Below are 11,946 nucleotides of genomic sequence, written 5' to 3'. Positions count from 1 at the left end.
GAGTACCGCACATCTGGCTTATTTTAACCTTACTTACATTGTTTAGTTTTCAAGGAACACATTACCATTTATTGGCGTTAACAGAATATTAACACATCTTTCAAATTCCGTCAACATTCTTTTACATTTTTCGTCACCGTCATCGGCAACTTCCTTATGTTATCACAACCTCATTACTATAGTCAATATCTTTTTAACAAAGATCGTCTAAACATTTAGTTTAGACGATCTGATTTATAGCAATGAAGTCTATTCTTTACTTTCAATATATCTATTCAACTATTCTTTTATATTTTTATGTTTTTAAATGCTTCTGCTTGTTGTTTTATGCCAACCTCTGTGGCAAATCTTTCAATACTTGATGCTCCAAAGAAGCCTGCTACTCCTTTTGTTTTAGAAAGTACATATTGAGCATCATTAGGTTCAGCAATAGGACCTCCATGACAAATGATTAGTATATCAGGGTTTACAGATTTCCCTGCGTCGCATATAGCTTGCACTTTCCTTACACAATCATCTAACGTTAAAGCCGTTTTTGCTCCTATCGTCCCCTTCGTAGTTAAACCCATGTGGGCAACTAAAATATCCGCTCCTGCTTTTGCCATTTTTATTGCTTGATCTTCATCAAAAACATAAGGAGTCGTGAGCAAATCAAGCTCATGGGCTTGCCTAATCATGTCTACCTCTAAGTCATATCCCATGCCAGTTTCCTCAAGATTAGCTCGAAAAACTCCATCGATTAATCCTACTGTTGGGAAATTTTGAACGCCTACAAACCCAAAATCTTTTAATTGCTTTAAAAAAACATTCATTAATCGAAAGGGATCCGTTCCACAAACCCCAGCAAGTACAGGAGTATCTTTGACAACAGGCAACACTTCTGAACCCATATCTACAACGATTTGGTTTGCATCACCATAGGAAAGTAAGCCTGCAAGAGAACCACGACCAGCCATTCTATAGCGGCCAGAGTTATAAATGATAATCAAATCTACTCCGCCAGCTTCGCCGCTTTTTGCAGAAATCCCTGTCCCGGCCCCTGCTCCTAAAATAATTTTACCACTTTGAATCTGTGCCTTAAGTCTCGTTAATACCTCACTACGAGTTAACGCCATTTTGATTTCCTCCTTGCTGTTTCTTATTCATAAGTTCTATTAATTTCTTTGCTGCTGCAATTGCGAAGCTCTGCTCATTAATATTAGAGTCTATTTCAATTAGCTCTACCACATCTCTATCGATATGTTCTCTTATTGTAGAAAATAGCATTTGATCTTCCTCCATGCCATAAAAAGGTTGTCCTTTTACATCAATCATAGAAACACCTTTAAGCGGCAACATAAGAGCTGTCGGAGATTTTGCCTGATTCAGTTTTTCAGATAAAATTAAACCGAGCTGCCGATTTTCTTCTATATTTGTACGCATTAATGTAACTGTTGGGTTATGTTTGTATAGATTTCTTCCTTGAAATTCTTTAGGAACGGAATCAATGGAAGCGAAGTTAACCATATCTAATGCTCCCGTTGATACAACTTGGGGAATATTAAAACGACCTGCCGCTTCAAGCCGATGTGGACCAGCATTTAAAACACCACCAACTAATTCATCACACCATTCCGTCGTTGTAAGATCTAATACACCATCAAAGAAACCAGCTGCTATCAAATCTTCCATTGTTTTTCCACCAGTACCAGTTGCATGAAAAATGACAACTTCGAAGCCTTCTTTCTCTAAATATTCTCTTGCATAATTGACACATGGAGTAGTTACACCAAACATAGTTGCTGCAATTAATGGTTTTTTCACAAATTTATGAGTGTAATCAAATTTCACCATACCTACTATTGCAAAGGCCGCATTGGTAAAAATCTTCATTGAAATTGAATTAATACCAGCAACATCAACAATCGAAGGGTACATGATAACGTCACTTGTTCCAACATATTGTGAAGTATTACCTGAAGCTACGGTAGAGACCATTATTTTTGGAACACCGATAGGTAATCCACGCATTGCCGGGGTAACAATCGCCGTACCACCGCTTCCACCAAAAGAAATGATGCCATCAAATTTCCCCTCATCATACAACCTAGGAATTAGCTTTTCCATACCTTTTGTAAGTATCTCTGTAGCTAATGCTCGATCCATCTTTGCGGCAATTTCATAAATGTCAAAACCTGCAGCCTTAGCAACTTCTTCATTAGAGATATCCGGGACAAACATCGGCTCAAATACACCACAATGAATAGTAACGGTATTTACACCTAATCCTTGAATAATGTTTCTCACATAGGCATATTCAGTTCCCTTGGAATCAAAAGTACCTACAATTGCAATTGTCTTCAAAGTAATAGCCTCCCACTACAGCATAAAGAAAAATATTCAAAATAAGCAATATTTTTCTTCTCACTGAAAGAATACTGTTTATTTCGAATATTGTAAATGTATCTAAATATGATGTTTATGTACTTTTGTATAGTATACGTATTCACTAGGTGAACTTCCAGTTTGTTTTTTAAAAGCTTTGCTAAAATGAGCATAATCATTATACCCAACCAGAAATGCAATCTCAGATAAAGCTATTTTTTTATTATTAATAATTTCGATGGATTTATTGATTCTATATCGAGTTAAATATTCTGGAAAGGTACAACCAACTTCTTTCTTAAATAAAACACTTAAATAATTCCTAGAGATATGGGCTTCTATTGCTAAATCGGCAAAAGAAATTTTATTCATATAGTGTTGAGAAACATATTCTTTCACAAAAGCAATATAATCATAATACTGTATTTTTCCTACCAGCATTTTATGGAGCAAATCGTCATTTTCAAACTGACCAGTTACTTTAAATTCATGAGTAATTTGAGTTATAGCAATTTCAGAAGGTATACGCTCAAAGGAAGACCCTCCCAAATAGCCCATTGCGTCTGTATTATCGTATATATACTTGACATCCAAGGGAGAATTTATAGGTCCACCGTAGATCATTTTTATTACCTTTGACTGCATATCATCGCATACATGAAAGATACTTCTCGCAACTTTTGTAGCCGCTTCAAGGGAAAGAGATTTTTTTGCGCCTAGTACTCCCCCTTTGGTCACTCCTAAGTGAGCACAAATAACATCAGCACCAGCATCAATCATTTTCTTCGCTTGCACTTCATCGAATACGAAGGCAATAGTAAATATATTTTTTCGATTTGCAATTCTAATAGCTTCTACCTCGCGATCATAGGATAAGCCTTCCTCTTCTATTGCTTCTCTAAATAGCCCATCGATCATACCGATAGAGGGATAGTTATTAATTCCGGAAAAACCTTTTGCATGTATTTCCTCAATATATTTATCTAAATCAATCGTTGGGTCAGTAGCACAAAGTCCAAAGAAAACAGGAATTTCCTTTACAGCTGGAATGATTTCTCTAGACCCAAATTCCATAACAAGTTGGTTACAATTTGCGAAGGGTAAAAGGCCTGCAATAGAACCTAATCCCATTTGTCTGAATCGGCCAGAGTTGAGCGCTAATATAAGATCAGCTCCTCCCTTAGCAGCATATTTAGCAGAAATCCCCGCACCAGTCGCAACACCAATGATATATTGCTTCTTTGTAATTTGGGCATTTAATCGATCTAATATTAGTTCTCTTTCGAAAACCATAATGGACACTTCCTTCCCCCTTAGCTTTTACTGCGCTTCATACTGCGGATTAAATCCTTTGCTTCTTTATCTACACGATAAGATTCCGTGATCTTTTGAAGTGCCTTATTGTAAGTAAAATCATCTAGGGTATTATCATAAAGGTATTCCATGGTTGGCTTTGGTAGTTTTACATAACAAATTGAAACTGCCCAAGCAACTGCCATTTTCGCATAATACCCGTTGTGCTTGACATTATCTAAACGTATTAGCACTTCCTTTATATATCTATCTTCAATGTAAAAATTAATTAGCATTACCACACCAAATCGTATTTCATATTCTTGTGTTGAATTCAAGTAAGACTGTAAAAAATGCCATACACGCTCCTTGTTATCCTGTGTGAATTTCAACCCTATGCAGAAGCTATCACACACTGACCAATTATCAATTAGAGGGACAAAATCGGCAACATAAGAAAGTATATCTTCAATATCCCCTTCCACATAGCCAAGTACCATGCCTTGAAGCATTACTTCCTCAAAGTATTCTAATTCTGCCATTTCCATAAACTTCTGCCAATCGCCCTTCGCTATTTCTTTGGCAAGCTTCCGGAGCAGGGGCAAACGAACACCTAAAACATTGTCTATATTAGGTAGCAGTGCAGCTGAGAATTTTTGATACTCTTCTTCTACCAACTCAAGAATTTTTTTTCTAATTGACCTATCCATAGCACCACTTCCCTGCTTTAATTCTTATTTTTCTTATTGATTTTCTCTTAACCTTGTTAATTCAGCACCTTTGCCAGAATAAGTAAAGGTATAGCTACACTTTTCCCGCTCACTCCCCGACCGTCCTTGATACGTTTTAAGCAAATTAAACGTTGCCTGCTTATAAATTTGGGCTTTTGCAAATAAACTTGCGCTTACTGCTCCAGTACCAAAACTTCTGCTCTTAGGGTTTTCTTTCGAATTTGACAATTTAACCATTCCACCTGACCTGCAGCATCAGCGACTTTCTCGTAAGCTGTTATATAATTGTCAATACCGGCTTTGTCCTCGTCATAACTATATTCTTTCTTAATGGCAGCAGCTACATTGTCCATCTCCGCTTTCCATGCCTGCATATACTTTTCCGCTACATAATTCATCTCAACCGTATTTACCGCTCCATTTATATCTGTAGCAAAGGCTTTATCGATCGGATTATCATCACCTTCCATTGCTAATGCCGTACTAGTAAAGCATACGGTTAACAAAAAGAGCATTATGATTACTAATTTATGATTCATTATCTCACCTACTCTACTTATTTTACCTTTTGCAACTAAATTACCTAATAAAATCCTCTAATACTTTACTGTTTTTTAGTTCATCTTGAGTTTTATTCATAGCCACCAATAATGGCATTGTGTCAATGTTATTGTCCTTATATCCTTGCCTTATTATCTCAAAATAATGTTCCTTAGGTATTGAAGGCATACTCTCATATTGTTTCGTCATAATGTAAATCATGGCTTCTTGTTCACCAGTCAAAGTGCTAACTTTTACTACCACCTTGTCATAAAGTTGGGGAAAACCTTCATACCGATCTAGCGCCCTTTCACACTCTTCTGTAATTTGCCATAATACAATAGGTACTCTACCATCTTTGCTTTCCTCAACATTAGCTACCCCAAAGTTTCTTCCTCGAAAGGTAAGTTTGTAACCTAGAAGTTCTCCTTTACCAATTACCTTTGCGTTTGGACAGCGTTTCTTCATTTGCTTGAGATTCATATTGCTACCATACGCAGAATAGATTCTGTCGTTCATTATTTTCTCCCTTTCGTTTTTATTAGATGAAACCCTAACATCATGCTAATATGTATTTCAATTGTACTAGTTGTATCATTTTTTAATGGCTCCACCTCAATCTGCCGAAAGATGCTATTACCGTTTCTTCTTCAAACATCGTCTTAGTCCCTGCTTATCTGTGCCAGAATGATTAAGGAGAAATAAATATTTGCATTTTAGACGATCAAGAAATAGAGCATTTAAGAATCAACAAGTAGACATATCGCTCATTAAAATTAGTCGTGTTAATTAAGCGCAATATAACAAAACTGTCCACCAATAAGGTGAAATAGTCAATAGATAGTAGACAGAAAAAGCCGGATTAAGCCACTCTTTCTTTTCTAAAGAGAACGGGTGGCTTTCCAGCTTTTGTGTCTACTATCTTTATATCACTTCACCAATAAAGTAGACGGTTTTGTTCTTCTTAACGGTATAATATATAGTAACTTGACATCGCAACACTAAGTCGTTCCTTTTCTTCCAAAGCATTTAAGTCTATGCTAGGATCTTCTAAGCATCGAAAACCTGCTTTATCGTGTGCTTCCTCTATCTCTTTAAATTGCTCCTCCATTTCCAACCTCCTCCTATTTATGTTCTAGTTATATTATGCTTTTTAAACTTAATGTTTATTAATGTCATTAGAGTATTTGATAATAAAAAGGCTGCCTTACCAAATTAAAGGTAGGCAGTTTAGATTACAGATTATATATTTCCAATGATTTTGTTTGCAAATTGGTTAACCGTCTCATTTTTACCTTTCAGAGCCTCAGCCGCCAAATAAAATTAAAGTGTCACTGCTTTATGTCAAAAATCATACCTTATATAAGATGAGGTAATCAAATAATAAGGGGTGACATAAAAATGCCTTACATTCCGGTAGATAAAGGCGTCCAGATCTTCTTTGACGATATCAATCCTTCCGGCAGACCAGTATTATTTATTCATGGCTGGCCGGTAAACCGCAAGATGTTTGAGTATCAGTTCAACCAGCTTCCTAAATACGGATTTAGATGCATTTCAATGGATCTAAGGGGGTTTGGGCAATCTAGTAAGCCATGGGAAGGATATTCTTATAACACCTTAGCAGACGATGTGCACTGCGTTATTGATGCACTTGGTCTTGACAATGCAGCCCTCGTAGGATTTTCTATGGGGGGAGCGATAGCTACTAGATATATGGCCCGTTATGAAGGTTACGGTATATCAAAGCTCGCCCTTATTTCTGCTGCTGTTCCCAAGTTTACTCAAGGTCCCAATTACCCTTATGGTCTTCCTGTCTCCGAGGTAAACAATCTTATCCACCAAACCTATATTGATCGCCCTAAAATGATAAGTGACTTTGGAACTAAATTTTTTGCAAGTAGCGTGAGTGGAGAATTTAGGAGCTGGTTTAATGGGCTTGGTCTGGAAGCATCTGGCCATGCAGTTGCCAGGACTGCTATCTCGCTTCGCGATGAAGATTTAAGGAGAGACGCACAGCAGATTTGCGTTCCAACAGCTATATTTGCCGGTGTACAAGACCAGATAGTTCCCTTCCCTAACGCTGAACAAATGCATCGCTATGTTGCAGATTCTGTCCTCATACCTTTCAAATATAGCGGTCATGGGCTGTTCTATGATGAGCTGGAAAAATTCAATCACTGTCTTACACAATTTTTATCTATGTAATATTTTATCGGTCTATTGAGAAATAAGTGGACAATTGAATTTTTTTCATTTCTTACTTATTAATTTTTTTAAATTAGTACCATCCATCTGTTGGTCTAAGAGCTAGTGTTTGTCTATAGCATATCCTAATCACTCAGCAATTTCCTTAGAGATAAATTCTGCCGAAAAAGCAACGGCGCTCTTTGTTATACTTTCACAAATATGAGGCGGATTGTCAGGGCTAAACCCCTGTAACCTTAATTCTTTGCATAGTACACTACCGAATGTATCTTGAAATGCACTGGAAAACTTCTGGCATAACATAGCAATATTTTGAGATGCGATCCCTTTTTCATGTCCATAAGCCCCAATGAACAGCAATGCCCCTTCCACCAAGCCGCACTGCGAGCCAATTCTACCTGCATTAAGACCATAGGCAGCCTCGATAACTTGGGAATGAAGCTTATAATGAAATATTTCAGACAAAATCTTCAGGGTGGTAATTATACAACTAATGTCTTCGTCCCAATAATAGGTATGAACTCTAGTATCAATTAATACTCTAATAAAAATTTTAGCAGCGACACCTGCCATAACTTCATAGCCGGCATTATTGGGATGTATACCGTCGCAATGAAGCCCCGCCTTTATACTTAAACCACTGTCGTCGACTATCGCTTTATGAAAATCAATGATTTCGATGTTATTTGCTCTTGCAAATTGACGCATTGCTTCACGATACTGCCCCAGTAACTTCTCTTCTATTAATTCATTGCAAGGTATTGGCAACGCAATAATCGGTAAAATGGCATTTTTAAAGGCAAGATGTACCATCTTCTGAATGTTATAAATGACTTGATCAACTGCAACCCCAGCATACGCATCATTCGTACCACCTAAAATAATCACATGAGACGGTTTATTCCGTAGAATATCACTTTCAAAGCGACTTAGCATACCATCAGTAGTATCTCCGTTAATGCCCCGGTTAATATAATCAAGATTAAGCCGCTCGGCAGCAAGGTTGAACCAAGACGCTGTTGGCTCATAAGGATAACCGTAAATTATAGAGTCACCGATAGCGGCTATTTTAATAGCATTTGATTTCATAACTTTTTCCCTCCTAAAACTAACGGAAATTATTAAACTAGATATAAATATGTTGGAGAAGAGTCTGACCACTACCGCAAGTCCACCTCTTTAATTATTCATAAGCCTTCACTTGATTCAATTCCGATATAAAATTAAGAAAACTAATTTTACCTATTGAGTACTAGCTTACGTTGGTAACTAAATGACGGTATTTTCGATAACATATGTTCACAAACAAAATAGCATATTACTATCGTCGAAACTGAGACAAAAAGATATTTAACGAAAACATTGAGTTGATACCCACGAACAGCCAGGATTAACATCATTAAAATCGGCTGGTGGATAAAATAAATAGCATAGGAATTACCCGCCAACTTGCTTAACATTTTGGATGTGTAATTCATCCAACGATAAAACAGGGCCACCAAGGCAAATACTGCCGTAAGGCAAAAAAAGGAATATAACAAATCGTTGCCGACCATTACTATTAGAAGCTCCCTTTTAGCCCAAAACATGATTCTAAATTGAGTGTAGATGCTACCAAGTACTATGGCGGCTGGTCCCCAAAAGCTTATTTTAGGCATATACCCGTAAGTTGTAAACCACTGCTTACTGTGGGCGTAAATGCCTAAAACAAAATAAAAACCATATAACACACATCGCGTAGGTTGAAACATGATCACATGCTTTACCATTACCCATGTGTAATCATCAAAAAGCTGTTTTACACAAAAGTAAGCGATACTTGTAATCAAACCGAATCCAATAATAAATTTCATTGACGGTAAAACTGGTTTTCTTTCAACACTTCTAAGGGGTTTATAGAAATGATAGGCAAGGGATAACACCAGAAAAAACAGTGTCAAAACACCTAAAAACCAAAGATGGGCATGCTGACGCGCTAAACCAAAGAAAATGTTACTCCAGTAGTCTAAATAAGCTGGAGGTGTATCAAATCGACTTAAAAAGTAAATGTAGTTAATAGCTGGAGCCAAAAATATGATCCCAGCAAAATAGGGCATAACAATCCTTACTATTTTATCTTGCCAAAAAAATAATTGTCTCTTCTGCGATAAAGAACGGATCGCGAAGAATCCGGCAAGTAAAAACATAACCGGCATGACAAATACATCGCTGAATATAACAATTATATTGAAGAAAAAATTGTTTTGAGTATCAACTACATAATACCACTGTGGACCACGTATCATATATGCGATAGCAGCATGATAAACTACTACCAATAGAATAATAAATGACCGTAAGTTATCTAAAAAGTACATTCGATTGGTAAGATTATCTTGTCTAGTGGAGCTTTGTTTTGCTATAGTAGCCAACATATCTATCCTCCTTTTCTATAAATTTCTTGATAACTATATTCGCATTTGTTCAACACATTTTGGTGATAACTATTATTCTGCATCATAACTGTCATGGAAGAGTATATGTAATAGTCGCATTTTGGAATGAAGTGAGCTTTGTGTCATCCTCTACAGATTTTAACTGTTTACCACTAAAAGCAGATACACCTTTTATACCTTCGAAACGTCCGGTTCCTTTTATAATGGTTCCTTGTCCCTGATTCAAAGGAAGTCCATCTTGAGTCCTGATTATTTCTGCGGTCCAAGAAAATACGATTAAAGATCCATCATCAAAAGTAAATTTAGAATATCCTTGGGCCGTCCCGCCTTTACTGCGGCGGGAATCAAAGGTGGAAACCGTCGAGTACTTAGCTGTTTCTCCATTACTGAATACAGCTTCTCCTTCTCGTTGTTGCATACCAATTGCGTGTCCTGCCTCGTCCCCAGCTGGTAGCCACTGTGAAGAAACAATATAACTTGTAGCCTCCACCTGCAGGGAATGTTCTGTTTCTGCCGATACTGTAACAACTGGGGCACAAATCCATATGATTCCAATCAGAACAGTGATTAATTTAGCGAACTTATTTTTCTTCATTTTCTTTACCTCCCATTTATTCTTATTCTGGTTCATTTTTACTTTATGTAATATTTAGACTTATTTACCATTAACTATAAAACTCCTGCTGAAAACTCTTGTTAACGCAATTATATAATTAGTTGTGAAAAAGAGAAAAATCGCTATGGAATACAACTCCATAGCGGCCAATGGCTTATTACATGAAGTCTCGGTTATAATAGGTATGTCGACAGAGCGAAACACCTGTTTTGAGCTAGTGATACTTTGCTGACAAAGTAAATCAATAATATTAGGAGTGTGAGAAAAATGACGGAGAAAATGAATCCGGTAATTTGGTTCGAGATTCCTGTGGTAGATATGTTAAGAGGCAAAGCATTCTATGAAGCGGTTTTCAGTCAAAAACTGGTTGCTAATGACATGGGACTAAGGCAAATGGCTATGTTTTCCATGGAAATGGGCATTCCCGGAATAGGCGGGGCGCTGGTGAAGGATGAGGGGTTTGTGCCGTCCCATCTTGGGACGCTAGTATATTTTTCAGTAACCGACATCAACTTGACTCTGGACAAGGTTATTGCGAACAAGGGAAAAATGCTGGTCCCAAAAACAGAGATCGGAGAGTACGGTTTCTTCGCTCATTTTGAAGACAGCGAAGGTAATCGAATCGGGTTGCACACAATGTAATAATCCTAGCATTAAATGAAAGTCTAGTTGTAGAATACTTCATTTATCCATTTGGGGAAGCAGTTACAAAAAACAGATCCTGGGATTCTACCCCAGGATCTTTCTCTTTAAATAAGGGAAACTATTCTTAAGAGCTTTTACAATATTATCCTCTCGATTTCAAATATTCTTCGATTTGGAAAAAATACTCAAAGGGCACATATTTTGCAGTCTCTGTCTGCAATAGCGTGATTAATGTCCCCTTTGCAAAGGTAGTGTCAGCCAGCAGCGCAGCGCTTACATCTGGTCCCCCATCACCAGCATAATAGACTTTTTTATACTTCTGTTTTAGGCTCTGTACTACCTTGGCTTTATCTATACCGTACCGTTGTGAATAAAAAGGATGTTGTTTATCCGGAGGAATTAATGTAATACCTTTGTTTTCATATTTGCCATCATTTGCGATAATTTCCACACCATGCAACCCTTCAAAATCAAGTAACCGCTTTATATAATATTGGGTTCCGGCGCTCAGAACAAGAAAATCGCCACCATTATTGTTAATATATTTTATAAATGTAGCAATAGATTTATCCAACTTTATACTTAAGATATCTTTATAGATTTCCTTTTCTGTTCGATTTATAGATTTAAATACTGTTGTGAGAAATTCAACATCCATCATCTCATTCCGCTTCCAGCTTGCGTACAGTTCTCTGCCCCACTCCCCAAGATATTTGTCCATAATAATATGATAAAAATCTTTTGCAGTCATGGTTCCATCAAAATCCGAGACAAATATAAATTCTTTCAAAATGCATTCCTCCACTTACATTATTTATGACATTTTGGGTACATCTCTATTTTGTCCATCTGTTATAAAATAGTTCAAATCCTTTTGCATTATCCTTTTTTAGAATATAAGTGGTTCATCTATTATGCGGAACAGATGAACACCGTAGCTATCGTCACCGAATTTTAATTTTTGATTATTAAATGAAATAATTACCTAATTAAAAGCTTCTACATAACCATAAATAAAAACACCATTCACAAAAGTGAATGGTGTTTTATTAAAATGGCTCCTGAAGTAGGACTCGAACCTACGACCGATCGGTTAACAGCCGATTGCTCTACC

General features: G+C 36.9%; 13 protein-coding genes. 2 read left to right on the top strand and 11 right to left on the bottom strand.

Annotated elements, in window-relative coordinates; translation table 11 throughout:
• Window positions 1-287: 287 nt before the first annotated feature.
• From QSJ81_RS25515 to QSJ81_RS25485, 7 genes are all read right to left on the bottom strand, one after another.
• Window positions 288-1,115, bottom strand: a complete 828-nt coding sequence (locus QSJ81_RS25515; protein WP_285720103.1) for a phosphoenolpyruvate hydrolase family protein — start codon at window positions 1,113-1,115, stop codon at window positions 288-290.
• The gene (locus QSJ81_RS25510; RefSeq protein ID WP_285720102.1) at window positions 1,099-2,343 is read right to left on the bottom strand and encodes a Tm-1-like ATP-binding domain-containing protein; all 1,245 of its coding nucleotides are present in this window, start codon (window positions 2,341-2,343) and stop codon (window positions 1,099-1,101) included. Before QSJ81_RS25510 ends, QSJ81_RS25515 begins: the two co-directional genes overlap by 17 nt.
• A 102-nt stretch (window positions 2,344-2,445) precedes the next feature.
• Window positions 2,446-3,657: a phosphoenolpyruvate hydrolase family protein gene (locus tag QSJ81_RS25505; RefSeq protein WP_285720104.1), complete on the bottom strand. Its 1,212-nt coding sequence runs from the start codon at window positions 3,655-3,657 to the stop codon at window positions 2,446-2,448.
• Window positions 3,658-3,677: 20 nt separating this feature from the next.
• Window positions 3,678-4,367 carry a DNA alkylation repair protein gene (locus tag QSJ81_RS25500; RefSeq protein WP_285720101.1) on the bottom strand — a complete coding sequence of 230 codons (690 nt, stop codon included), beginning with the start codon at window positions 4,365-4,367 and terminating at the stop codon, window positions 3,678-3,680.
• A 194-nt stretch (window positions 4,368-4,561) separates the two neighbouring features.
• Window positions 4,562-4,927, bottom strand: coding sequence for a hypothetical protein (locus QSJ81_RS25495; protein ID WP_285720100.1), 366 nt, complete (start codon window positions 4,925-4,927; stop codon window positions 4,562-4,564).
• A 40-nt stretch (window positions 4,928-4,967) separates the two neighbouring features.
• Entirely contained in the window at window positions 4,968-5,447 is a 480-nt protein-coding gene (locus tag QSJ81_RS25490; RefSeq protein WP_285720099.1) for a gamma-glutamylcyclotransferase family protein, read from the bottom strand.
• A gap of 445 nt (window positions 5,448-5,892) precedes the next feature.
• Window positions 5,893-6,039: a hypothetical protein gene (locus tag QSJ81_RS25485; RefSeq protein WP_285720098.1), complete on the bottom strand. Its 147-nt coding sequence runs from the start codon at window positions 6,037-6,039 to the stop codon at window positions 5,893-5,895.
• Between the two features lie 290 nt (window positions 6,040-6,329).
• Here QSJ81_RS25485 and QSJ81_RS25480 point away from each other — a divergent pair, with 290 nt between their 5' ends.
• Window positions 6,330-7,136 (top strand): alpha/beta fold hydrolase, encoded by an 807-nt coding sequence (locus QSJ81_RS25480; RefSeq protein ID WP_285720097.1) that lies wholly within the window; start codon window positions 6,330-6,332, stop codon window positions 7,134-7,136.
• Between the two features lie 129 nt (window positions 7,137-7,265).
• On the opposite strand, the gene QSJ81_RS25475 is transcribed toward QSJ81_RS25480, so the two are convergent.
• The 3 genes from QSJ81_RS25475 to QSJ81_RS25465 form a co-directional block, all read right to left on the bottom strand.
• Complete coding sequence (locus QSJ81_RS25475; RefSeq protein WP_285720096.1) at window positions 7,266-8,225, bottom strand: C-GCAxxG-C-C family (seleno)protein; 960 nt, start codon at window positions 8,223-8,225, stop codon at window positions 7,266-7,268.
• Between the two features lie 149 nt (window positions 8,226-8,374).
• Window positions 8,375-9,550, bottom strand: coding sequence for an acyltransferase family protein (locus QSJ81_RS25470; RefSeq protein WP_285720095.1), 1,176 nt, complete (start codon window positions 9,548-9,550; stop codon window positions 8,375-8,377).
• 91 nt (window positions 9,551-9,641) lie between these two features.
• Window positions 9,642-10,166 carry a hypothetical protein gene (locus QSJ81_RS25465; RefSeq protein WP_285720094.1) on the bottom strand — a complete coding sequence of 175 codons (525 nt, stop codon included), beginning with the start codon at window positions 10,164-10,166 and terminating at the stop codon, window positions 9,642-9,644.
• A gap of 288 nt (window positions 10,167-10,454) precedes the next feature.
• On the opposite strand from QSJ81_RS25465, the gene QSJ81_RS25460 reads away from it, so the two are divergent.
• Window positions 10,455-10,829: a VOC family protein gene (locus QSJ81_RS25460; protein WP_285720093.1), complete on the top strand. Its 375-nt coding sequence runs from the start codon at window positions 10,455-10,457 to the stop codon at window positions 10,827-10,829.
• A 145-nt stretch (window positions 10,830-10,974) separates the two neighbouring features.
• Here the strand turns inward: QSJ81_RS25460 and QSJ81_RS25455 are convergent, their stop codons facing one another.
• Window positions 10,975-11,622, bottom strand: coding sequence for an MtnX-like HAD-IB family phosphatase (locus QSJ81_RS25455; RefSeq protein ID WP_285720092.1), 648 nt, complete (start codon window positions 11,620-11,622; stop codon window positions 10,975-10,977).
• Window positions 11,623-11,946: the final 324 nt, after the last annotated feature.

This window comes from Pelosinus sp. IPA-1 (assembly GCF_030269905.1).
Classification (GTDB): Bacteria; Bacillota; Negativicutes; order DSM-13327; family DSM-13327; genus Pelosinus.
This window is presented reverse-complemented; position numbering and strand designations above follow the sequence as displayed.